Below are 21,099 nucleotides of genomic sequence, written 5' to 3' on the forward strand. Positions count from 1 at the left end.
ATTTGTTTCGTAAGTAACGGTCAAAAATGCCTACGCAGTCTTGGCAATTCCACCTATCACGATTGTTAATTAATTTACTCGATAACTGCGGTTCGAAAAATATAAAAAATCCTCTTCCCAAGTATTCATGGAAAGAGGAAAGTCTAATATCAATCTTCGTCTAACTTATATTTCAATACATCCATACCGAAATGTAAGCCTTTGTCAGCAACTAATTGCTCCAACTCCGTTAATGACTTCTTACCGAAGTTACGGAATTTCATCATATCAGCTACTTCAAGTCTTGCCAAATCGCCCAATGTACGAATATCAGCAGATTTCAAACAGTTGTACGCACGTACTGACAAGTCTAAATCTTGCAACGAAGTCTTCAATAGCTTACGCATGTGTAAGAATTCTTCATCAACAATATTGTCTTCATCATCTTTCTTGGTATCAAATACCATGTTTTCGTCCGTAAACTTCAAGAAGTGTTGAATCAAAATATGAGCAGCTTCTTGCAAAGCTCTCTCTGGGTGGATTGAACCATCAGTTTTGATTTCAAGTAAGAGTTTTTCGTAGTCAGTTCTTTGTTCTACACGAGTATTCTCAATGCTATACTTAACATTTTTGATAGGTGTAAAAATTGAATCAATCGAAATAAACCCAATTGGTAAATCGTTTTGTTTTTGTTCGTCAGCAGCTACATAACCACGGCCTTTGTCCACAATTACTTCAAGCTCTAATTCTTTTTGGTCATCCATACGAGCGATTACCAAATCAGGATTCAGAATTTGAAAACTTTGTGTAAACTTACCGAGGTCACCTGCAGTCAAAACAGATTGGTTTTTGATTCTAACTGTAAATTTGTTATCTACATAATCAGAAACTTTTTTGAAACGAACCATTTTAAGGTTAAGGATGATTTCTGTAACATCATCAACAACCCCATCAATGCTCGAAAATTCGTGTAATACCCCCGGGAATCTTACCGAAGTAATTGCGTAACCTTCCAAAGAAGATAACAAAATACGACGAAGTGCGTTTCCGATGGTCACACCATACCCTCTTTCGAGTGGTTTAAACTCGAAAAAGCCATGGAAGTCGTCAGCTTTTTCCATGACAACCTTGTCAGGCATTTGAAATGCTAATATTGACATACGTATGCAGTGTGTTTGTTTTCGTTAACTAAAAGGTGGTTAGCTACACCACCAATAAAAAAACGTAGCTGTGCCACTACTGTATTGAACAGTAATGGCACAACCACTGTACAAATATTATTTGTTATACAACTCGACGATAGCCTGCTCGTTGAAGTTTTCAGGTATTTGGTCACGCTCTGGGTAGCTGATAAATTTACCAACCATTTCAGTAGCATCCCACTCTAACCAGTTGTAACGTTTTGCATTACGTGCTTTCAAACTGTCAGCGATTGCAACAAGAGCTTTTGATTTCTCACGTACACCAACAATTTGACCTGGCTTTAAAATCAACGAAGGAACATTTAAAACAGTTCCATCAACTGTGATGTGGCAGTGTGTTACTAATTGACGTGCAGCACGGCGTGTTGGAGCAATTCCTAAACGATAAACTGTGTTGTCAAGACGACCTTCACAAAGTTTCAATAGGTTATCACCAGTACGCCCTTCTTTAACAGAAGCAAGGTGGAAGAAACGTGCAAACTGACGCTCTAAAATACCATAAGTGTATTTTACCTTTTGTTTTTCGATTAATTGTTGACCGTACTCTGATTTTTTGCTTTTACGACCTTTTCCGTGTTGGCCTGGAGGATAAGCTTTTTTACTCAACGCTTTGCTTGGCCCCATTACTGGTTCACCAAACTTTCTTGAAATCCTTACTTTTGGACCTGTGTATCTTGCCATTTTTTTTGGTTTTTAAACTCGAAATAGAGATTGATTAGCCCCAATGTCCAAACTATCAATCGAATTGGTTGCCCAAACAACAGCTAAAAAGCTGTTTTTCTATTTCTAATTCCGTTAATAAACGGAATAATTAACAATTTATTATATAATTAAGAAACAAAAGAACGAAAACTTTCGAAACTAAATTTAAACTTAGTCCAAATGTTTTCATTCTTTTGTAGATGTATTAAACTCTTCTACGCTTAGGCGGACGACATCCGTTATGAGGAAGTGGCGTTACATCAGTAATTGTAGTAACTTCGATACCTGAGTTTTGAATAGTACGGATTGCCGACTCACGTCCTGACCCTGGTCCTTTTACAAAAACTTCAGCTTTACGCATTCCTGCTTCGTAAGCTACTTGAGCACAACTCTGAGCTGCCATTTGTGCAGCGTATGGTGTATTTTTCTTTGAACCTTTGAAGCCCATTTTACCTGCTGAACCCCAAGAAATTACTTGACCTTGGCTATTTGTAACAGAGATAATGATGTTATTGAAAGATGCTTTGATGTGAACTTGGCCTACTGGCTCAACAATCACAATTCTCTTTTTTGCTTTATCTTTTCTTTTTGCTTGTGCCATTGTGACAAAACATTGTTAAATGATTGGCAGTACAGAAAAACCTGTACTCTGTTCGATTCTCTTTCCCACAAGAAAACCCAAATATTTACTAAAAACCTCACTAAGAGATTAAGAGTGGGATTACTTAGTAGCTTTCTTCTTGTTAGCTACAGTCTTACGCTTACCTTTACGGGTACGTGAGTTGTTTTTGGTACGTTGTCCACGAAGTGGTAAACCTTTACGGTGACGAACACCACGGTAGCAACCAATATCCATCAAACGTTTGATAGCAAGTTGCACTTCTGAACGCAATTGACCTTCAACAGTCATCTCTTCCGTAATGATACCACGGATGGCATTTGCTTCACTGTCATTCCATTCGCCAGCTTTTTTATCAAAACTGATATTTGCTTTTGTTAGAATTTTTTGTGAGGCACTACGGCCAATACCGTAGATGTAAGTAAGGGCGATTTCGCCTCTTTTTTTGTCTGGGATATCAACACCTGCAATCCTCATAGAAATTAGCCTTGTCTTTGTTTAAACTTAGGATTCTTTTTGTTAATAACGTAAATTTTACCCTTACGACGGATAACTTTACATTCAGCACTACGCTTCTTTACTGATGCTTTAACTTTCATAACGAATATGATTCCACCCCTGACCCCTAAAGGGGGATTTTTGTAAGAATATTTTTGTGTCTTGGGGTAATTTATAGCCACAAAATTTCACACTAATGCTATAATTCTTTACGTTATACTTTACACTTTCCCTGTAAAGGGCTGGGGTTATTTATAACGATACGTGATTCGAGCTTTTGTAAGGTCATAAGGTGACATTTCGAGTCTTACCTTATCACCTGGCAAAATACGAATATAATTCATTCTCATTTTACCAGAAATATGAGCGATTAACTCATGCTGATTCTCTAAACGCACACGAAACATGGCATTTGAAAGAGCCTCAGTAATGATGCCGTCAACTTCGATATTTGATTGTTTTGCCATTTAATTTAATATGCTGACTTTCATTTAAAAAGTCGCTGTTCTTATGTACTATGCGATTACTAAATTCTTTTTTGCTAAAACCTCTTCGATATACTGAAAAGTAGTTAAGATTTCGGCAGTACCTTTTCTAACAACAACCGTGTGTTCATAATGAGCAGCTTGCTTGCGGTCTTCAGTTCGAATAGTCCAATTATCGTTTTCTTGAACAACCCCTCTGCGTCCTAAAGTAATCATTGGTTCGATTGCCAGTACCATTCCTTCAAGAAGTTTAGGCCCATTTCCACGCTTACCAAAGTTTGGAACCTCTGGTGCTTCATGCAGAAACTTTCCAACCCCATGACCAACTAACTCTCTCACAACACCATAACGCTGTGCTTCTGCATAATTTTGAACGGCATAACTTACATCCCCAATTCGATTACCTACCCTTGCTTGTTCAATACCTTTGAATAAAGAACGATAAGTATGTTTAAGCAAATCAAGTACTTCATTCTGAACCTCACCAATAGTGTAAGTATAAGCACTATCTGCGTGAAATCCTTTTTTATATACTCCGCAATCAATCGAAACTATATCGCCATCTTTTAAAACTCTATTACTCGGTATTCCGTGAACTACAACTTCATTTACTGAAATACATAAACTCGCTGGAAAACCATTATAATTCAAAAAAGATGGTTGAGCTGCATTATCTTGGATGTACTCAAAAGCTACTTTATCAAGTGCTTTAGTCGTAACACCAGGCTCAATTAATTTAGCAACTTCAGCATGAGCTTTACCTAAAATATGGCCATTCTCTCTAATTATCTCTAACTCTTCTTCAGATTTTAGATAAATTATTCTATCTTTTTTACTCATGACTGCGTTGTCGTTTTGTTATGCAGGAACGTTAGCATCAATCTGACGACCTTGGATACGTCCTGACTGCATCAAACCTTCGTAACGCTTCATTAATAAATAACTCTCAATTTGTTGCAATGTATCTAAAACAACACCTACAAGAATCAATAATGAAGTACCTCCAAAGAATGAAGCAAAACCTTGAGTCATACCTAAAAGGCCAGCGAATGCAGGTAAAATAGCAATCACTGCTAAAAGAACCCCACCAGGTAATGTAATTCTATCTAAAATATTGGCTACAAAATCAGATGTTGGTTGACCAGGCTTAACACCAGGAATGAATCCACCACCACGTTTCATATCATCAGCAATTTGATTAGGATTAATCGAAATCGCAGTATAGAAAAATGTAAATCCAATAATCAAAATAGCGTAGATTAAACAATACTGCCATGAAGTTGGGCTATTCATAATAATTGCCCAGCTTTGGAAAGTATCACTTTTTGTACTCTCTGCTAAATATGTCAATACTAATCCCGGGATAAACATCAAGGCTTGACCAAAAATAATTGGCATTACACCAGCGATGTTCAACTTTAATGGAAGATACTGACGTTGTCCTGTTACTACTTTATTGCCAACAATTTGTTTAGCATATTGAACAGGAATTCTTCTTGTTGCCTGTGTAATTGCAACCGCAAATAAAACAACTAAGAATAAAGCCACAAGTTCAAGTACAAAGAAAAGGATTTGACCATTTCCACCTCTTGATTGAGCCTCACCGATAATTGCTCCAGGGAATCTTGAAACGATACCAATCATAATCATCATTGATATACCGTTACCAACCCCTTTTTCGGTCATTCTTTCACCCAACCACATACACATTACAGTACCTGAAACGATTAAAATTACTGAACTAAAGTAAAATAACCCTTGGCTAATTGTAATTGCATCAGTTGGAATTGTAGCTCTTACATAAGTTAATGCTTGAGCAGCAGCTACAATGATTGTTAACCAACGAGTAATCTGATTCAATTTTCTACGACCAGACTCACCTTCTTTTTGTAATTTACTAAAATATGGTAGAGCAAGTGTAAGCAATTGGATTGCGATGGATGCCGAAATATAAGGCATAATTCCGAGTGCCATAACTGAAGCATTTTGGAAAGCACCACCGACGAGTGTATTTAATAGACCTAACAAACCGTTAGTTTGAGTAAGGTCTTTCAATTTTGCTACATCAACACCTGGCAAAACCACGTGTGAACCAATTCTGAAAATTAAGATAATCAATATAGTCTGGAGAATTCTCTTTCTCAGCTCCTCTATTGACCAAATGTTTCGGAGTGTCGTAATGAATTTGTTCATTTTAATAGGAAAAACAAGGCGTTTTAGTGAAATTACTCAGCTTTACCTGCATTGAGTTTGTCTTGCAATTCCTTCAACTCATCCCACTTGCCATCACGAGCCAAAGCGGCTTGGTCTGCCCAAGTAGCTGGGTTGTGCATCGCAAATTTGGAACCTGCTGCATCAAGGATTTCAGAAACTTTCTCAACTGGAGTTGCTGCTAAATCTGCAAATGTAACAATTCCTGCATTAATTAACAAATCTGCAATTTTCGGACCAACTCCTTCGATTAATTTTAAATCGTCACCTTCAGCTTTTTTTTTTGCTGCTTTCTTTGGTTTCTCTTCAGCAACAACCTCTGCAACTGGCTGAGCGACCGCAGTAGCAGAAGCTTCAGGATTGAATGTTGCATCAACTGTAGCAGAACCACCAGCTTTCTCGATAGCAGCAACTGCTGAAGCAGAGAAAGCGTTAGCACGTAAATTAACCGTTGCAGTCAATTCACCACGACCTAATACCTTTACCAAATCAGATTTTGAAATAAGTCCATTATTATACAATACACCTAAATCAATGTTAGTGATACCAGTTTTATCAAATAATGCTTGAATTGTATCCAAGTTGATAGCTTTGTACTCAACACGGTTGATATTTTTGAAACCGAACTTAGGAACACGACGTTGTAGAGGCATTTGACCACCTTCAAAACCACGTTTTTGGCTGTAACCTGAACGAGATTTTGCACCTTTATGACCACGTTTAGCAGTGCCACCACCACCTGAACCGTGACCACGACCTACTCTATCATTTGCTTTTACTGAACCTTTCGCTGGTTTTAGAGATTCTAATTTCATTGTAATTCGATTAATTTAATCGGGTTAATAATACGCAAATCTGACCTTCAGATTTACTCGGCTATGCCTGCTAGCTTATCTAAGTACTAAAAGTAAATAAATAAGTTTTTGAATAAAGAAGTATTCTTGCTTATGCTTGCTCAACAACTAATAGGTGATTCACCGCATTAATCATTCCTTGCACTGCAGGGTTTAATTCTTTTTCAACAGTACGATTGATTTTACCAAGGCCTAAAGCAGCTATTGTACGCTTTTGAACTTCTGGTCTGCCAATTGTACTTCTCACTTGAGTAATTTTTACCTTTGCCATTTTTTTATTAGCTGTATGCAATAAGCTTTAAGTTAACCAATGCACAAGATGGCAGTCAGTAAACTTAAAGCTCAGAGCTATTATCCGTTGAATACTTTAGTCATTTTTACACTACGTTGGAAAGCTACTGCATGTGGAGCTCTCATTTGGCTAAGAGCATCGATAGTTGCTTTTACTACGTTGTGAGGGTTTGATGAACCTTTAGACTTTGCCAATACATTATGAATTCCGGCTGCTTCTAAAACGGCACGCATCGCACCACCAGCAATAATACCTGTACCAGGAGCTGCTGGTTTAACGAATACTAAACCACCTGAGAATTTTCCATGAATTTCATGAGGCACTGTATCGTTAATTACAGGAACAGTTACTAAGTTTTTCTTAGCATCTTCGATAGCTTTTGCAATTGCATCAGTTACCTCATTTGCTTTACCTAAGCCCTGTCCTACTACTCCTTTACCATCGCCTAAAACAACGATAGCTGAGAAGCTAAAACGACGTCCACCTTTTACTACTTTTGCTACACGATTGATGGCGACTACTCTTTCTTTGAGTTCTGCCTCGTTTACTTTTGCTTTGTTCATTGATTCAGAATTTCAAGATTAGAATTTCAAACCGCCTTCTCTGGCTCCTTCAGCCACAGCCTTGATGTTACCATGATACAAATAGCCATTACGGTCGAAAACACAGGCAAGGATTCCTTTTTCGGTCGCTTTTTCAGCTATCTTTTTACCAACTTCTTTTGAATTGTCGATTTTAACACCTTTCAAACCTAATTCGGTTGTTGAAACGGCTGCTAAAGTTTCACCTTTAGAATCGTCAATTAATTGAGCGTAGATGGCAGTATTTGAACGGAATACCGACAAACGTGGTCTCTCGGTTGTACCAGAGATTTTGTTACGGATACTCCACTTAATTTTTTGTCTTCTATCAGTTTTTACACTTGACATTGTATTTGCTATTTTGTGATTTTCAGAGCAGCAAGTATTAAACTTTTAAAACTTGTTTCTCCTACGTCTTGTGTCTAATGATTATTTCTTCTTACCAGATGTTTTACCAGCCTTACGACGAATAACTTCACCAACAAATCTAATACCTTTACCTTTGTATGGTTCAACTTTACGTAATGACTTGATTTTTGAAGCTACTAAGCCGATTAACTGCTTATCTGTACCTTCAAGAGTTACCATCGGGTTCTTACCTTTTTCCATCGCTGTTGTCACTTTCAATTCTGAAGGAACTACGAAGTAAACATTGTGCGAGAAACCTAAGCTTAAATCAAGGACATTACCATTATTGGCAGCCTTGTAACCAACACCGACGATTTCCATTTCAGCTTTATAGCCAGTGCTAACGCCGATAACCATGTTATTGATTAATGAGCGATACAAACCGTGAAGGGCTTTGTGTCTTTTTTGTTCAGTTGGTCTTTCAACTTTCAATTCGTTATCTTCAACTGAAACAGTGATATCCGAATCAACCTTTTGTGTAAGTGTACCCTTTGGTCCTTTTACAGTAACTACATTTTGAGCATCTACTGAAATACTTACTCCACTTGGAAGGGCAACTGGTTTTTTACCAATTCTTGACATTTTATAAATAGTTTAAGGCTTCAAAACACTTTCGTTGGCACGAGTTATTAGGAGCGGTCAACAAATAATTTACTTGAGTGAAGACGATAAAGTGCAGCGATGCACATAAAGTCAATAATTGAGCATTGTATTAATATACGTAGCACAATACCTCACCACCTACTTTCAAGGCACGAGCTTCTTTATCAGTCATTACACCTTTCGATGTAGAAACGATAGCAATACCCAAACCATTCAATACACGTGGAATTTCGGTTGTACCAGCATATTTACGTAAACCTGGCTTTGAAACTCTCTTTAAATCTACGATAGCAGATTGTTTCGTAACTGGATTGTACTTCAATGCAATTTTGATTACTCCTTGAGGAGCAACTTCTTCGAATTTATAACTTTGAATAAAGCCTTTATCGTAAAGTACTTGAGTAATCGCTTTTTTGATGTTCGAAGCAGGAATTTCTACCACTCTGTGACGTGCCTTGATGGCATTTCGGATTCTGGTAAGGAAGTCTGCTATTGGATCCGTTGTAATCATTTTTGATATTTAATTTTGGATACCTAAGCCAGCGTTAAGCAGTATCGTGAGCACGACTTTCTTAACTGGGCTGCAAAATTAGAAAATGTTTTTTAGAAAAAGTAGTATTTGTGCAAGTAATTATCAAGAAGAACAAATATTCTTTATTAAGTCATAAAATAACTTTAAATATTTACATCAAAATAAGTACTTCTACAAAAATTACCAAGATGCTTTTGTAACTCCTGGGATTAATCCTTTACTTGCCATTTCACGGAAAGTAACACGATTGATACCGAATTTACGCATATATCCTCTCGGACGGCCTGTCAATTGACAACGATTGTGTAAACGTACAGGTGAAGCGTTGCGAGGTAGTTTGTCTAAGCCAATTAGGTCGCCTGCTTCTTTCAAAGCAGCACGCTTTGAAGCGTATTTAGCAACACAAGCTGCTTTTTTTCTATCTCTTGCTTTTATTGATTCTTTTGCCATTGTATGACTGAATTATAAATATCGAAATCTTAATATTATTTCTTAATGCTTGCAAAAGGCATTCCCATTGCTTTTAATAATTCGTATGCTTCAGCATCTGTTTCAGCTGATGTTACGAATGTAATATCCATACCTTGAATCTTAGAGATTTTATCAATCGAGATTTCAGGGAAGATGATTTGCTCTTTCACACCGAAGGTATAGTTTCCACGTCCGTCAAAGCCTTTATCGCTAATACCTTTGAAGTCACGTACACGTGGAAGAGCAATGGCAGTCAAACGGTCTAAGAATTCATACATTTTATCTCCACGTAAAGTTACTTTTACACCAATTGGCATATTTTCACGTAGTTTAAAGTTTGATACGGCTTTCTTAGAAAGTGTAGCTACTGCTTTCTGACCAGTAATTGTAGTGATTTCTTCTAAACTACTGTCAATTAATTTCTTGTCCCCAGTTGCAGCTCCAACCCCACGGTTCACTACAATCTTTTTCAATGCTGGAACTTGCATCACTGATTTGTATCCAAACTTTTCTTTCAAAGCTGGTACAACGTCTTTGGTGTATTTTTCTCTTAAACGTGCCATTAGATTTTTTAATAGGAGGATTTCCGACCCTCATATTTATTGGTAGAAGCTTCGGCAGAAGCTAATTCCAAATGGTAATTGATTAAATAAATTTTCCAGTTTCCTTAGAAAATCTTTGTAACTTTCCTTTGTCGTTTTCTTTACGACCAGTACGTGTTGGTTTGCCAGTAGCTGGGTCAACTAACATAACGTTACTGATGTGAATAGGGGCTGCAAACTCACGGATTTCGCCTTGAGGAGATTGAGCAGAAGGTTTTACGTGCTTCTTCATGATGTTTACACCTTCAACAACTACACGTTGTTTTGATGTAATCACTTCACTGATTACGCCACGCTTTCCTTTAGCATTGCCGGCAATCACTTCAACAGTATCGCCAGTGCGAACGTGTTGTTTCTGCTGCTTATTGAATTTTCTTTCCATTACTTTGAATTTGAAAATTTGGAAATTTTAGAATTTGAAAATAGTTTGGTTTACACCACTTATCATTCAAATTAAAGAACTTCTGGAGCCAAAGAAACGATTTTCATGAATTGTTTCTCACGCAATTCGCGAGCAACAGGTCCAAAAATACGAGTGCCACGTGGCTCATCTTGATTGTTTAATAATACGACTGCGTTGTCTTCAAAACGAATGTAAGTACCATCTTTGCGACGAACTTCTTTAGTAGTTCTCACAACAACAGCCTTTGATACAGTTCCTTTCTTCATGTTTGAAGATGAAAGGGCTGATTTCACCGTTACGACAACTTTATCACCGATTGATGCATAACGTTTACGTGTGCCACCCAATACACGGATAACAAGCACTTCTTTTGCACCACTGTTGTCGGCAACACCTGCTCTTGATTCTTGCTGTAACATTGTCTTATGAATAGTTAAGACCCCTAAGTCGGATTCGACCCTGCTCAAGGGGTAATTTGGTTAATAGCTTTCTCCAGCTAAGGAGAATAAAATTGGGGCTATTATTTCGCTTTTTCTACGATTTCTACTAATCTCCAATTTTTGTTTTTGCTCAAAGGACGAGTCTCTTGAATTTTCACAGTATCACCGATACCTGCTTCATTGTTCTCGTCATGGAACATAAACTTCTTGGTTTTGAGCATAAACTTTCCGTACTTCGGATGTTTCAATTTACGAACCACAGCTACAACACCTGATTTATCCATCTTGTTGCTTACTACCGTTCCGATACGCTCTTTTCTGAGATTTCTTTCCATTGTTCAGATACTTGATATCCTGTATTTACAGGGATTGCTATAATTTATCTTGCGTTCAATTCGGTCATCAATTGAGCTATCAATCTACGAGACTGACGGATACGCATCGGATTTTCGATGGGTGTAATGGCGTGAGCAAACTGTAATTTCAAGATTCTATCTTTTTCAACAGCGATATTTTGCTCTAACTGCTCAACTGACAATGCTTTAATTTCTGACTTCTTCATTTTTTTATTTAAACTTTGTCGAGTTCTGAATTCTGAACGGTCGGCCGTAGCGGCTCTGAGTTCTGAGTTGTAAAACTCGCATTTGAACATTCAGAATTCAGCACCCAGCACTCAGAACTATTGTTATTATTCAGCTCCTTCTTGGTAGTCTCTACGTACTACAAACTTCGTTTGAACTGGAAGTTTTTGAGCCGCTAAACGAAGTGCTTCGGTTGCTAACTCTACTGGAACTCCAGTTGCCTCGAATAAAATTGTACCTGGCTTAACGCTGGCTACCCAGTATTCAGGTGCACCTTTACCTTTACCCATACGTACCTCTAAAGGCTTCTTAGTGATTGGTTTGTCTGGAAAAATACGAATCCATACTTGACCTTCACGTTTCATTGCACGGGTAACACCGATACGTGCTGCTTCAATCTGACGAGAGGTAATGAAACCTGGCTCTAAAGATTTGATAGCGAATGTTCCGAAAGCTATCTCGTGTCCACGAGTGGCAAGACCTTTTATTCTGCCTTTTTGTTGCTTACGAAATTTGGTTCTTCTTGGTTGTAACATGACGATGTTATATTTTCAGCACTGAGTGCTTAGTTTCAAGTTTTATTATCTTATGTTTCAATGAGTACATCAAAATCTTTCGAGAAGTAAACCTGAAACTAAGTTAGGTGCTTATCTCTTATTTGGACCTGTACCTCTGTTGTTATTATTGTTGCGATTTCCGCCACGGTTATTACCGTTGTTGCGTCCACCACCTCTGTTGTCATCACGACCACCACCTCTGCGGTCGTCACGGCCTCCGCCTCTGCGGTCATCACGACCACCACGTCCGCCAGCTTGTGCATCTGCTCCACCTCTTTCGTTGTTCGATTGAGAAGTACCACCACCTGCTGGAGTCAAGTCACGCTTACCGTAAACTTCACCTTTGAAAATCCATACTTTGATACCGATTTTTCCGTACACAGTAAGGGCTTCAGAGATAGCGTAGTCTATGTCAGCACGAAGTGTATGCAAAGGAATACGTCCTTCTTTGTACATTTCGTTACGTGCCATCTCAGCACCTGCTAAACGACCACCTAACTTTACTTTAATACCTTGTGCACCTACACGAACTGCAGCTTGAATAGCTTGCTTCATGGCACGACGGTAAGAAATACGAGCTTCAAGTTGTTGAGCGATTGATTCACCTACTAATTTAGCGTCGAGTTCTGGACGTTTGATTTCGTAGATATTAATCTGAACATCTTTGCCCGTTAATTTTTTTAGCTCTTCCTTGATTTTATCAACCTCATTTCCACCTTTTCCGATAACAACACCTGGACGGGCTGTATGGATTGTAAGTGTGATGCGTTTTAAAGTACGCTCGATAACTACTTTCGAGATAGCACCTTTTGGAATACGAGCTGAAACGTATTTACGGATTTCTTGGTCTTCAACTAATTTCTCAGCGAAAGTTTTTCCACCATACCAGTTAGAATCCCATCCTCTGATATAACCAAGTCTTAGACCTACCGGATTTACTTTTTGTCCCATTGGTAATTTACTTTATTAAGCAATACGAGTAGTGTATCGTTTGCTATTTGATTTAATTAATTTGCACTATCAACTACAATTGTAAGGTGGTGAGAACGCTTACGAACACGGTATCCACGTCCTTGTGGAGCTGGTCTCATGCGTTTCAACATACGTCCACCATCAACGAAAATTGACTTTACGTACAATTCTGCGTCTTCGATTTTCAAGTCTTCATTCTTTTGTTGCCAGTTAGCAACTGCCGATAATAAGACTTTTTTAACCACTGGTGCGGCGTGTTGTGGCTGAAAGCTCAAAATGCCTAAAGCCTGACTTACCTTTTTCCCTCTAATAAGGTCAATCACTAATCTTGCCTTACGAGGCGAGGTAGGGTAATCATTAAGTTTTGCTACTGCTTCCATTATTCTTGAAATGTAGAATTATGAATTTAGAATTAAGAATTAAGAGTTAAGAATTATGTTTACATTTCGGTATTCACACTTCATTTTACATTCTACATTCTTCATTCTTCATTCTTCATTGTAATTATTATCTTTTACCTTTATCTTTTTTTGCTACGTGACCACGGAAGTTACGAGTTGGTGAAAATTCACCAAGTTTGTGTCCTACCATGTTATCAGTTACATAAACAGGAATAAATTTATTTCCGTTATGTACTGCGAAGGTGTGTCCAATGAAATCTGGAGAAATCATTGAGCGACGTGACCACGTTTTGATAACTGACTTTTTGCCTGAGTTATTCATGTCAACAACTTTCTTGTCGAGGCGAAAATCAATGTATGGTCCTTTTTTAAGTGAACGTGCCATTTTTAATTGTTCTGAGTTCTGAGTCCTGAGTTCTGAATAAAATCAAAACTTTAAAACTGCTTAATGATTATTTACTTCTTCTTGAAATGATTAGTCTTGTTGAAGGCTTAGTCGTATCACGAGTTTTCTTACCTTTCGCTAATAAACCGTTACGTGAACGTGGATGACCACCTGACGAACGACCTTCACCACCACCCATCGGGTGGTCAACTGGGTTCATTGCAACACCTCTTACTCTTGGACGAACCCCTAACCAGCGTTTACGACCAGCTTTTCCAAGCGTTACGTTCATGTGGTCTGCGTTTGATACTGTACCTACTGTGGCAACACAAGTAGCAAGTACCATTCTCATTTCACCAGATGGCATTTTTAAGGTAACATATTTGCCATCTTTTGCAAGTACTTGAGCGTAAGCCCCAGCACTACGAGCCATCTGAGCACCTTTACCAGGTTGTAATTCGATGTTGTGAATGATTGTACCAAGTGGCATGTTTCCTACTGGAAGTGAGTTACCGATTTCTGGTGCAACATTTGAACCTGCAATGATAGTTTGTCCAACTTTCAATCCTTGAGGAGCAATAATATAAGCCTTCTCGCCATCAGCGTATTGTACGAGTGCAATACGTGCAGTACGATTTGGGTCATACTCGATAGTTTTTACTTCAGCCGTAACATCTACTTTGTTTCTTTTGAAGTCAATCAAACGATATCTACGTTTGTGACCACCACCAATGTAGCGTGCAGTACGGTGACCTTCGCTATTTCTACCACCAGTTTTTTTGATGGTTACCGTAAGGCTTTTCTCTGGCTTACTTGCTGTAATGTCTGAAAAATCAGGAGCAATTCTATGACGTTGGCCAGGTGTGTTTGGTTTTAATTTTTTGATACCCATTGTTACTTAATCTTTTGCAGCCAAAGGCTATACTTTAATTTAGTAAATTGTGTAATACTTGGCTACTTTTAGCACTTATTACAAATTTTCGTAGAAATCGATTAAATCACCATCTTTCAATGTTACTACTGCTTTCTTGAAAGTAGAAGTCATACCTGATGATGCTCTGCTACGAGTCATTCTCGATTTCTTTTTGCCGATTTGGCGAACAGTGTTTACGTCTGTTACAGTAACACCGTACATTTTTTCGACAGCTTTTGCGATTTCGATTTTGTTCGCATTCAACTCAACCTCAAACACAAATTTACCACTTGTAGTAAGTTTTTGTGATTTTTCGGTAACGATTGGTCTTTTGAGTACGCTCATTTTTGTATTATTTATAAGCTGCAATGCAACTATAAGTCTTAATTCAATATTGTTTCAATTTTCGACAATGCACCTTCGCTAATTAAAACTTTGTCAGCGTTAATTAAATCGTAAGTACTTACTTCATCAACACTCAAAACCTTAGTTTTAGGAATATTACGTGCTGATAAATATACGTTGCTATCATAATCGCCTATGATGAATAGGGTTTTAGTGCCAGCTAAAGAAAGTGCGTTGAGGAATGACAAATATGATTTTGTCTTTGGAGCTTCAAAAGTAAAGTTTTCAATGATTGAAACATTGTTTTCAGAAGCTCTTGAAGAAAGTACTGACTTACGAGCCAACACTTTGATTTTTTTGTTGAGTTTGAAATCGTAATCACGTGGAACTGGACCGAATACACGGCCACCACCTACGAAGATTGGAGATTTGGTAGAACCGTGACGAGCACCTCCTGAACCTTTCTGACGAACGATTTTCTTAGTAGAACGAGCGATTTCTGCTCTTTGCTTTGCTTTGTGAGTTCCTTGACGTTGGTTAGCCAAATAATGTTTTACATCTAAGTAAACAACATGTTGGTTTGGCTCAATTCCGAAAACACTGTCAGCTAATGTAGCTACGCGACCTGTGTCTTTTCCGTCTTTGCTTAATACTGGTAAATTCATTTGCTTATTACTGTATTTTTTCGATGTCGTTCAGCTTCGACCTAAATAGCTCCTGCCCTGTGGAAGCTTTTTCTATAACACCCCTTTAAAGGGCTGGGGGTTATCTTATTTATGTAATGTAATGTAACCGTTTTTCGCTCCTGGGATTGAACCATTCACTACGATTAGGTTTTGCTCTGTAAGTACTTTTAATACTTTCAAGTTTTGGATTGTAGTACGAGTGTTACCCATACGACCACCCATGCGAACACCTTTGAATACACGTGATGGGAATGAACAAGCACCAATCGAACCTGGGTGACGACCTCTGTTATGCTGACCGTGTGTTTGACCACCTACCCCAGCAAATCCATGACGCTTAACAACCCCTTGAAAGCCACGACCTTTCGAGTTTCCAGTTACGTCTAAGAAATCTCCTTCTGCAAAAACATCTTCTACACGAATTGTTTCGCCAAGGCTATATTCTTTTTCGAATTCTTTGAATTCTACTAATTTACGCTTAGGTGTTGTACCTGCTTTCTTAAAATGACCTACAAGCGAGCGGCTTGTATTTTTTTCTTTCTTTTCGCCGTAACCTAATTGAATAGCTGTGTAGCCATCTTTTTCTTCAGTACGAACTTGAGTAACAACGCATGGGCCTGCTTCTATCAATGTACATGGCACTGCTTGACCTTCTGCGTTGAAGATAGTTGTCATTCCAACTTTCTTTCCAATAATTCCAGACATGGTATTTTACGCTTTATTTTGCTAATTTAACCTAAACTTTCACCGTTTCGCCAGTTCAACGTAAACTGGGGTGCAAAATTCGTGAAAATAATGCACGATTACAAGTTTAAGCCAATAATTTATTTACTTTTTTCAGAGGTTGACCACTGCCAACTTAAACTTTGCATTGCAAACCACGTGGGTAAGGACCAAAAGGTGCAGGACAATTCCTTGTTACCTTGCAATGATTCCTGTAAATGTTCAAAAGCTTTCGGAGACCGTTTCAAATGAGTGTAGTGAATAAATTCAGACGACTCAACAGGTCAATAATCAAATTGGTTTCCCGCATGAGCTGGGACTTCATTTGACCAGAGAAGAATACTCCGTTTCTTAATGAGAGTGCAAAGGTAGAAGTTTTATTTTTTAGTTACAAATGTTTAGTGGAAATATTTTATATTTATTTCAACTTCACTGTCCAAACCTCAAATTTGGTTTTGTTGGGGTTATAAATGTACAACTTATTATAGGCTTCGGCATACGAAAGTGCGGGTAATGCACTGGCTGGCAACGGTTTATCCCCGATAGTTTTACCTTTTAGGTCAAAGAATGTATTATTTTTTCCATCAAAAATTGAAATTACTCGCAGGTCATTTCCTAAATCGAAATACTTCAATTGAGATTTCATAAAGTTGGTACTTTCAATTTTTATGACTGATGCTCCTTGCTTATTGAAAATCACCATCGAAGTTGGAGTACGACGCACCACTAACCAATCTTTGCGATTTTGGTCGAATAATAGTTCAAATACCGTTCCTTTATCGGGTCGCTCCAACTGAATATTGGCGTCGGTTATGCTATTGCCGAACATATCTACTTTCTTGATTTCACCGATTTCAGAAAGTAAAGTAATTACCGAGTTTTTGTTGCCATCTTCTTCCACTATCATTCCTACTGGTCTGGCAGTTAGTGGCACTTTCGGAAAACCACTTAGGTTCGGTCCTTGCTCGTAAAATACATTGAGTGTACCATCTTTTTGAAGGACAGCCAAATATGGATTGTTTTTATACTTAACTGGCTGAATCTGAACTATACTGCCGAGCTGAGTCGGGGTCTTTATCTTGCTTACTTTTTGGGTTTCTTCATTAATTATATATATCGCCCCCGAAGCATCAACGACATAGATTTTGGTTTCGTTGGCGGCTAAGGCTTTTACTCCACCATCGAGCGATAATTCGGGCGAACTGGCTACAATCCCTTTTGTATTATCTCTACTCAAAACCACCAAATCAGTTACTGTGGTGGTCAGATAATGCAAAAGGCCATCTTGAAAATAATCGGTTGGTAATAAATAGTTGGTGTTGATTGCCTGTCCCACCGGAATAGCATTGATTTCTTTAGCAGTATTTGACAATAATTTCAGGTGACTATCTGCCTGCTGAATAATAATTTCATCGGCGGCATTAACTGGATTTTTGATAATGTTTGGAATACCAGCCAATGGGCTATTGACAACTAAACTATCTTGCAGGAACAGCTTATTAACGACAGCCGCTTTTTGAGTCTGTGGGACTTTTTCTATCAAAAACTTAGTGCCGAAGGTGCTATTAATCACAAAGTTTTCGATGGCGATAAAGCGTAAATCTTTCACTCTAACTTCATGCTTGACAGTTGAGGCTTGCCATTTTTTTGGTAATGAATAATAAATATTGTTCCATACTCGCTGAGGGCTAATGATTGCGGTTACTTGCGATTGTGGACTAAGTTTGGCTATAAAATCTCGATAAATGCTCGATTTTGCCCAAGTTTGACCTGTGTTTAGATTATTGAGGTATTCACGCATAGCATCGTCATCGCTCGCCAAAATGATATAATCATCTTTTTGAGTATAGTAGCAGTCAGAAAAACCTTTGAATACAGAACCAAAAAGCATGGCGGGTAATTGGCTGACATCAATTTTTCTTACATAATTATTGAGGTATGTGAACGGTTGGGATTTGAAATAACTCGAAATCTTTTCGGCATTGGTAGCTAAATCATCAAATAAATTGAGAGCTTCGGCCGAATCTTCGGTTTTGATGAGCAGGATTTTCTTCGATGGTTCATCCGATGAAGTTTCCATCTCGCATAAAACTATTTCATCTTTTAGAATCGAATAAAAACTATTGATATTGGCATTAAGCAAACGATTCACACTATCTTTTTCGGCAACGAGTTCGGGTTCTTCGTTTTTCATATAAGTATTAAACTCCTGTGCCAACAAAAGTTTATTCTTAAAACTCAGACGAATCGTGATAGCTGTATTTTCGGGAATTAGCCCCGTACATGCAAATGGCTGTGGTTTCTGGCGAGCAAAAATCCCTAAAAACGGAATAGCATTTTTGCCTTTTGAGTAAATGTAGGCAGAAATGATATTAGGTAGTTTTTGTTTCTCGAAAACAATATCGGGATTTCGTGGGGTGATATTTCCGAAAAACTCAATGAGATTAGGCGACAATTGTGACGGAAGAATATCGGCTACATCTTGCAAACTTTTACTTTTGAAATAAATGTGGGCAGTTCCTTTTCTACTTTCTTTGAATGGCACTCGTTCGATTGCTACACCTGACTTGATTCGATTGGCTACTTCTTCGAGCAATACTTTTGACGCACTACAAATCAAGAAATCATCATGCACAAAGAAATTGAATATTGGACGGCTGTTTACATCGTATAATTCGTTGATACGTAATCCTTTATAGTTACGTCCGTAAACTTTACGTTTGGTAGCATCTGGCACTAAAAGATTATTCAAGAAGGCTTCATCACCGAAATTTCCCGCAGGAATATATATAATGTATTCGAGGTTTTTCTTGTTTTCTCGGTGAAGCGAATAAGTAATAAGTTTTTTCTCGAAGAACTTTTTAGCAATATCTTGGTTATCAATATTTTCGCCTACCTTTTTTAGTTGAACTAAGGCATCGTAAAAAAAAGGAATATCAGCAAGCTGAGTGGGGTCAGTTTTGGAATAAAGTGATTGTTGAATTTCGGAGCTTTCGACAACCAAAAAAGTACTGTCAGGCACAAAATTCCAAGCATCTTTACGTGGAGCAAACCATATTTGATAAGCAATAAATAGAGCAACCACCAATAAGATTGCATTCAGATACCACAATTGTCTTGCTTTTAGCATATTTCAAAAGTCGAAAGTACAGGGCTGTAAGTCGATAGTTTCAAATAAATTATCGACGTATTATCTACAATCACTGATTTTAAGATTTTAGTTGGTAGATTTGCAAAAATAAGTAATTAAAACCACGATTAAAAGATTTACAGGATTTGTAAGCTTGATTAATGGGATGGTTTAATAAGTTTTTTATACAATAAATGATTCAATTAGAAACAATTTGTGCGTTGGCTACGCCACAAGGCATTGGAGCAATCGGGGTAATCCGTGTTTCGGGCGAGCGTACATTTGAGATTGTCAATAAAATTTTCAAGGGAAAAGACCTAACGAAAGTAGATTCCCACACGATTCATTTCGGTACGATTCGAGATGGCGGCGTGATTGTCGATGAAGTTTTGATAGCAGTTTTTAAAACTCCCAAAAGTTTTACGAAAGAAGATGTCGTAGAAATTTCTTGTCACGGTAGCGACTATATAATAAGGTATATTCTGAAACTTCTGCTCCAAAACGGTTGCCGAATGGCACAGGCAGGAGAGTTTACGCAACGTGCATTTTTAAACGGTCAATTTGATTTAGTACAAGCCGAAGCCGTAGCAGATTTGATTGCCGCTGACTCCGAAGCAGCCCATAAAACTGCCATGAACTTGATGCGTGGAGGTTTCTCGAATCAATTGAAGGCATTGCGTGAAGAACTGATTCATTTTGCAAGTTTGGTTGAATTAGAATTAGATTTTGGCGAAGAAGACGTAGAATTTGCAGAAAGAGATGACTTAAAATCTTTAATATTGAAAATTCAAAATTTTCTGAAAAATCTAATAGATTCTTTTGATGCGGGAAATGTGATAAAAGAAGGTCTTCCTGTGGCGATAATTGGCCCGCCCAATGCAGGAAAATCTACTTTACTCAATGTCTTGTTGAATGAAGAAAGGGCAATCGTAACCGAAATTGCTGGCACAACCCGTGATGTGATTGAAGATGTGCTTTTTATTGAAGGGATAAAGTTTAGATTTATTGATACCGCAGGAATCAGAGAGACAAAAGATGTTGTAGAATCAATTGGTATCGAACGCTCGAAAGATGCCATGCGTAGAGCAGAAATTGTGCTATTGCTGTCGGATAGTCAAGATTCAAATGAAGATTTTATTTCAGAATTTGATGAAGATAAGATTATTAGAGTAAGAAATAAGATTGATTTGGTGGCAAAAGCAGAAAATGTAGATGGCTTGGGTATTTCAGCAAAAAACAACATCGGTATTGATGAACTCAAAGCTGCAATCGTAGCTAAAGCAAAAATGAAAAAACAAGCTGATACAATGCTGACGAATTTACGCCACTATGAACACCTTGTAAAAGCCAACGAAGCATTGAGTGAAGTATTGAATGGTTTAGATTTAGGTATAACAGGCGATTTCTTGGCTCAAGATATTCGTCTTTCGTTGCATCATTTGGGTGAGATTACGGGAGCTATCTCTTCCGATGATTTACTGGCCAATATATTTAGTAAATTTTGCATTGGAAAGTAATACTATA

General features: G+C 37.9%; 30 protein-coding genes and 1 pseudogene. 1 reads left to right on the plus strand and 30 read right to left on the minus strand.

All coding sequences use genetic code 11. From position 1 onward, the window contains the following. Positions 1–149: 149 nt before the first annotated feature. The 30 genes and pseudogenes from IEX65_RS00295 to IEX65_RS00435 all read right to left on the minus strand — a co-directional run bounded on the left by IEX65_RS00295 (position 150) and on the right by IEX65_RS00435 (position 19,575). A complete protein-coding gene (locus tag IEX65_RS00295) occupies positions 150–1,139 on the minus strand; it encodes a DNA-directed RNA polymerase subunit alpha (protein WP_188763492.1) in 990 nt (329 codons plus the stop codon). A 117-nt stretch (positions 1,140–1,256) separates the two neighbouring features. Then, a complete protein-coding gene (gene rpsD, locus IEX65_RS00300; RefSeq protein WP_188763493.1) occupies positions 1,257–1,862 on the minus strand; it encodes a 30S ribosomal protein S4 in 606 nt (201 codons plus the stop codon). Positions 1,863–2,088: 226 nt separating this feature from the next. Beyond that, positions 2,089–2,484 carry a 30S ribosomal protein S11 gene (gene rpsK / locus IEX65_RS00305; protein WP_188763495.1) on the minus strand — a complete coding sequence of 132 codons (396 nt, stop codon included), beginning with the start codon at positions 2,482–2,484 and terminating at the stop codon, positions 2,089–2,091. Between the two features lie 120 nt (positions 2,485–2,604). Beyond that, on the minus strand, positions 2,605–2,979 hold the full coding sequence (gene rpsM / locus IEX65_RS00310) for a 30S ribosomal protein S13 (RefSeq protein ID WP_188763497.1): 375 nt from the start codon (positions 2,977–2,979) through the stop codon (positions 2,605–2,607). Positions 2,980–2,984: 5 nt separating this feature from the next. Continuing rightward, positions 2,985–3,101, minus strand: coding sequence for a 50S ribosomal protein L36 (gene rpmJ / locus IEX65_RS00315; RefSeq protein WP_015027349.1), 117 nt, complete (start codon positions 3,099–3,101; stop codon positions 2,985–2,987). Between the two features lie 147 nt (positions 3,102–3,248). Continuing rightward, complete coding sequence (gene infA / locus IEX65_RS00320; protein ID WP_188763499.1) at positions 3,249–3,467, minus strand: translation initiation factor IF-1; 219 nt, start codon at positions 3,465–3,467, stop codon at positions 3,249–3,251. Positions 3,468–3,515: 48 nt separating this feature from the next. After that, positions 3,516–4,325 (minus strand): type I methionyl aminopeptidase, encoded by an 810-nt coding sequence (gene map / locus IEX65_RS00325; RefSeq protein WP_188763501.1) that lies wholly within the window; start codon positions 4,323–4,325, stop codon positions 3,516–3,518. Positions 4,326–4,343: 18 nt separating this feature from the next. Further along, the gene (gene secY, locus IEX65_RS00330) at positions 4,344–5,678 is read right to left on the minus strand and encodes a preprotein translocase subunit SecY (protein ID WP_188763504.1); all 1,335 of its coding nucleotides are present in this window, start codon (positions 5,676–5,678) and stop codon (positions 4,344–4,346) included. Positions 5,679–5,710: 32 nt separating this feature from the next. Then, positions 5,711–6,100, minus strand: coding sequence for a helix-hairpin-helix domain-containing protein (locus tag IEX65_RS28280; RefSeq protein WP_510185802.1), 390 nt, complete (start codon positions 6,098–6,100; stop codon positions 5,711–5,713). Next, positions 6,077–6,511, minus strand: a pseudogene (rplO, locus tag IEX65_RS27990) (50S ribosomal protein L15); the annotation flags it as partial. The pseudogene rplO and the gene IEX65_RS28280, both read right to left, overlap by 24 nt. A 130-nt stretch (positions 6,512–6,641) precedes the next feature. Continuing rightward, positions 6,642–6,821: a 50S ribosomal protein L30 gene (gene rpmD, locus IEX65_RS00340; RefSeq protein WP_188763507.1), complete on the minus strand. Its 180-nt coding sequence runs from the start codon at positions 6,819–6,821 to the stop codon at positions 6,642–6,644. A gap of 80 nt (positions 6,822–6,901) precedes the next feature. Beyond that, positions 6,902–7,405 carry a 30S ribosomal protein S5 gene (rpsE, locus tag IEX65_RS00345; protein WP_188763509.1) on the minus strand — a complete coding sequence of 168 codons (504 nt, stop codon included), beginning with the start codon at positions 7,403–7,405 and terminating at the stop codon, positions 6,902–6,904. An 18-nt stretch (positions 7,406–7,423) separates the two neighbouring features. Then, positions 7,424–7,771 (minus strand): 50S ribosomal protein L18, encoded by a 348-nt coding sequence (gene rplR, locus IEX65_RS00350; protein WP_188763511.1) that lies wholly within the window; start codon positions 7,769–7,771, stop codon positions 7,424–7,426. An 81-nt stretch (positions 7,772–7,852) separates the two neighbouring features. Beyond that, the gene (gene rplF / locus IEX65_RS00355) at positions 7,853–8,413 is read right to left on the minus strand and encodes a 50S ribosomal protein L6 (RefSeq protein WP_188763514.1); all 561 of its coding nucleotides are present in this window, start codon (positions 8,411–8,413) and stop codon (positions 7,853–7,855) included. 130 nt (positions 8,414–8,543) lie between these two features. Further along, a complete protein-coding gene (gene rpsH / locus IEX65_RS00360) occupies positions 8,544–8,945 on the minus strand; it encodes a 30S ribosomal protein S8 (protein ID WP_188763516.1) in 402 nt (133 codons plus the stop codon). Positions 8,946–9,146: 201 nt separating this feature from the next. Further along, positions 9,147–9,416 carry a 30S ribosomal protein S14 gene (rpsN, locus tag IEX65_RS00365; protein WP_188763518.1) on the minus strand — a complete coding sequence of 90 codons (270 nt, stop codon included), beginning with the start codon at positions 9,414–9,416 and terminating at the stop codon, positions 9,147–9,149. Positions 9,417–9,451: 35 nt separating this feature from the next. Then, on the minus strand, positions 9,452–10,000 hold the full coding sequence (gene rplE, locus IEX65_RS00370) for a 50S ribosomal protein L5 (RefSeq protein ID WP_188763520.1): 549 nt from the start codon (positions 9,998–10,000) through the stop codon (positions 9,452–9,454). Positions 10,001–10,082: 82 nt separating this feature from the next. Beyond that, positions 10,083–10,421 (minus strand): 50S ribosomal protein L24, encoded by a 339-nt coding sequence (rplX, locus tag IEX65_RS00375; RefSeq protein WP_188763523.1) that lies wholly within the window; start codon positions 10,419–10,421, stop codon positions 10,083–10,085. Between the two features lie 71 nt (positions 10,422–10,492). Beyond that, positions 10,493–10,861 (minus strand): 50S ribosomal protein L14, encoded by a 369-nt coding sequence (rplN, locus tag IEX65_RS00380; RefSeq protein WP_015027362.1) that lies wholly within the window; start codon positions 10,859–10,861, stop codon positions 10,493–10,495. A gap of 101 nt (positions 10,862–10,962) precedes the next feature. Beyond that, complete coding sequence (rpsQ, locus tag IEX65_RS00385; RefSeq protein ID WP_015027363.1) at positions 10,963–11,217, minus strand: 30S ribosomal protein S17; 255 nt, start codon at positions 11,215–11,217, stop codon at positions 10,963–10,965. Between the two features lie 44 nt (positions 11,218–11,261). Further along, positions 11,262–11,444 carry a 50S ribosomal protein L29 gene (rpmC, locus tag IEX65_RS00390; RefSeq protein ID WP_015027364.1) on the minus strand — a complete coding sequence of 61 codons (183 nt, stop codon included), beginning with the start codon at positions 11,442–11,444 and terminating at the stop codon, positions 11,262–11,264. Positions 11,445–11,570: 126 nt separating this feature from the next. Beyond that, positions 11,571–11,999 (minus strand): 50S ribosomal protein L16, encoded by a 429-nt coding sequence (gene rplP, locus IEX65_RS00395; protein WP_188763525.1) that lies wholly within the window; start codon positions 11,997–11,999, stop codon positions 11,571–11,573. A 111-nt stretch (positions 12,000–12,110) separates the two neighbouring features. Beyond that, complete coding sequence (rpsC, locus tag IEX65_RS00400; RefSeq protein ID WP_188763527.1) at positions 12,111–12,971, minus strand: 30S ribosomal protein S3; 861 nt, start codon at positions 12,969–12,971, stop codon at positions 12,111–12,113. Positions 12,972–13,027: 56 nt separating this feature from the next. Then, positions 13,028–13,372 carry a 50S ribosomal protein L22 gene (rplV, locus tag IEX65_RS00405; protein WP_188763529.1) on the minus strand — a complete coding sequence of 115 codons (345 nt, stop codon included), beginning with the start codon at positions 13,370–13,372 and terminating at the stop codon, positions 13,028–13,030. 127 nt (positions 13,373–13,499) lie between these two features. Next, entirely contained in the window at positions 13,500–13,778 is a 279-nt protein-coding gene (gene rpsS, locus IEX65_RS00410) for a 30S ribosomal protein S19 (RefSeq protein WP_188763531.1), read from the minus strand. 67 nt (positions 13,779–13,845) lie between these two features. Then, positions 13,846–14,670, minus strand: a complete 825-nt coding sequence (gene rplB, locus IEX65_RS00415) for a 50S ribosomal protein L2 (protein ID WP_188763533.1) — start codon at positions 14,668–14,670, stop codon at positions 13,846–13,848. 78 nt (positions 14,671–14,748) lie between these two features. Continuing rightward, positions 14,749–15,036 (minus strand): 50S ribosomal protein L23, encoded by a 288-nt coding sequence (gene rplW, locus IEX65_RS00420; protein WP_188763536.1) that lies wholly within the window; start codon positions 15,034–15,036, stop codon positions 14,749–14,751. A 38-nt stretch (positions 15,037–15,074) separates the two neighbouring features. Next, a complete protein-coding gene (gene rplD / locus IEX65_RS00425) occupies positions 15,075–15,701 on the minus strand; it encodes a 50S ribosomal protein L4 (RefSeq protein ID WP_188763538.1) in 627 nt (208 codons plus the stop codon). A gap of 105 nt (positions 15,702–15,806) precedes the next feature. After that, entirely contained in the window at positions 15,807–16,427 is a 621-nt protein-coding gene (gene rplC, locus IEX65_RS00430) for a 50S ribosomal protein L3 (RefSeq protein ID WP_188763540.1), read from the minus strand. Between the two features lie 436 nt (positions 16,428–16,863). Then, a complete protein-coding gene (locus IEX65_RS00435) occupies positions 16,864–19,575 on the minus strand; it encodes a hypothetical protein (RefSeq protein WP_188763542.1) in 2,712 nt (903 codons plus the stop codon). 194 nt (positions 19,576–19,769) lie between these two features. Between IEX65_RS00435 and mnmE the strand changes: the two genes are divergently transcribed. Then, positions 19,770–21,092 carry a tRNA uridine-5-carboxymethylaminomethyl(34) synthesis GTPase MnmE gene (gene mnmE / locus IEX65_RS00440; protein WP_188763544.1) on the plus strand — a complete coding sequence of 441 codons (1,323 nt, stop codon included), beginning with the start codon at positions 19,770–19,772 and terminating at the stop codon, positions 21,090–21,092. Positions 21,093–21,099 lie beyond the last annotated feature (7 nt).

Origin of the sequence: Emticicia aquatilis (genome assembly GCF_014644295.1) — a bacterium.
In the GTDB taxonomy this organism is placed as follows: Bacteria; Bacteroidota; Bacteroidia; order Cytophagales; family Spirosomataceae; genus Emticicia; species Emticicia aquatilis.

Coding starts and splice junctions, on each gene's coding strand:
- rplP (WP_188763525.1), bottom strand. CDS start 11,999: ATGTTACAACCAAGAAGAACCAAATTTCGTAAGCAACAAAAAGGCAGA.
- rpmC (WP_015027364.1), bottom strand. CDS start 11,444: ATGAAGAAGTCAGAAATTAAAGCATTGTCAGTTGAGCAGTTAGAGCAA.
- secY (WP_188763504.1), bottom strand. CDS start 5,678: ATGAACAAATTCATTACGACACTCCGAAACATTTGGTCAATAGAGGAG.
- rplW (WP_188763536.1), bottom strand. CDS start 15,036: ATGAGCGTACTCAAAAGACCAATCGTTACCGAAAAATCACAAAAACTT.
- rpsH (WP_188763516.1), bottom strand. CDS start 8,945: ATGATTACAACGGATCCAATAGCAGACTTCCTTACCAGAATCCGAAAT.
- rplF (WP_188763514.1), bottom strand. CDS start 8,413: ATGTCAAGAATTGGTAAAAAACCAGTTGCCCTTCCAAGTGGAGTAAGT.
- rpsD (WP_188763493.1), bottom strand. CDS start 1,862: ATGGCAAGATACACAGGTCCAAAAGTAAGGATTTCAAGAAAGTTTGGT.
- rplR (WP_188763511.1), bottom strand. CDS start 7,771: ATGTCAAGTGTAAAAACTGATAGAAGACAAAAAATTAAGTGGAGTATC.
- rpsK (WP_188763495.1), bottom strand. CDS start 2,484: ATGGCACAAGCAAAAAGAAAAGATAAAGCAAAAAAGAGAATTGTGATT.
- map (WP_188763501.1), bottom strand. CDS start 4,325: ATGAGTAAAAAAGATAGAATAATTTATCTAAAATCTGAAGAAGAGTTA.
- rplN (WP_015027362.1), bottom strand. CDS start 10,861: ATGTTACAGCAAGAATCAAGAGCAGGTGTTGCCGACAACAGTGGTGCA.
- rpsQ (WP_015027363.1), bottom strand. CDS start 11,217: ATGGAAAGAAATCTCAGAAAAGAGCGTATCGGAACGGTAGTAAGCAAC.
- rplB (WP_188763533.1), bottom strand. CDS start 14,670: ATGGGTATCAAAAAATTAAAACCAAACACACCTGGCCAACGTCATAGA.
- rplE (WP_188763520.1), bottom strand. CDS start 10,000: ATGGCACGTTTAAGAGAAAAATACACCAAAGACGTTGTACCAGCTTTG.
- IEX65_RS00435 (WP_188763542.1), bottom strand. CDS start 19,575: ATGCTAAAAGCAAGACAATTGTGGTATCTGAATGCAATCTTATTGGTG.
- rplV (WP_188763529.1), bottom strand. CDS start 13,372: ATGGAAGCAGTAGCAAAACTTAATGATTACCCTACCTCGCCTCGTAAG.
- rpsC (WP_188763527.1), bottom strand. CDS start 12,971: ATGGGACAAAAAGTAAATCCGGTAGGTCTAAGACTTGGTTATATCAGA.
- rplX (WP_188763523.1), bottom strand. CDS start 10,421: ATGGAAAGAAAATTCAATAAGCAGCAGAAACAACACGTTCGCACTGGC.
- IEX65_RS00295 (WP_188763492.1), bottom strand. CDS start 1,139: ATGTCAATATTAGCATTTCAAATGCCTGACAAGGTTGTCATGGAAAAA.
- mnmE (WP_188763544.1), top strand. CDS start 19,770: ATGATTCAATTAGAAACAATTTGTGCGTTGGCTACGCCACAAGGCATT.
- rpsM (WP_188763497.1), bottom strand. CDS start 2,979: ATGAGGATTGCAGGTGTTGATATCCCAGACAAAAAAAGAGGCGAAATC.
- rpsE (WP_188763509.1), bottom strand. CDS start 7,405: ATGAACAAAGCAAAAGTAAACGAGGCAGAACTCAAAGAAAGAGTAGTC.
- rpmD (WP_188763507.1), bottom strand. CDS start 6,821: ATGGCAAAGGTAAAAATTACTCAAGTGAGAAGTACAATTGGCAGACCA.
- rplC (WP_188763540.1), bottom strand. CDS start 16,427: ATGTCTGGAATTATTGGAAAGAAAGTTGGAATGACAACTATCTTCAAC.
- rpmJ (WP_015027349.1), bottom strand. CDS start 3,101: ATGAAAGTTAAAGCATCAGTAAAGAAGCGTAGTGCTGAATGTAAAGTT.
- rplD (WP_188763538.1), bottom strand. CDS start 15,701: ATGAATTTACCAGTATTAAGCAAAGACGGAAAAGACACAGGTCGCGTA.
- rpsN (WP_188763518.1), bottom strand. CDS start 9,416: ATGGCAAAAGAATCAATAAAAGCAAGAGATAGAAAAAAAGCAGCTTGT.
- infA (WP_188763499.1), bottom strand. CDS start 3,467: ATGGCAAAACAATCAAATATCGAAGTTGACGGCATCATTACTGAGGCT.
- rpsS (WP_188763531.1), bottom strand. CDS start 13,778: ATGGCACGTTCACTTAAAAAAGGACCATACATTGATTTTCGCCTCGAC.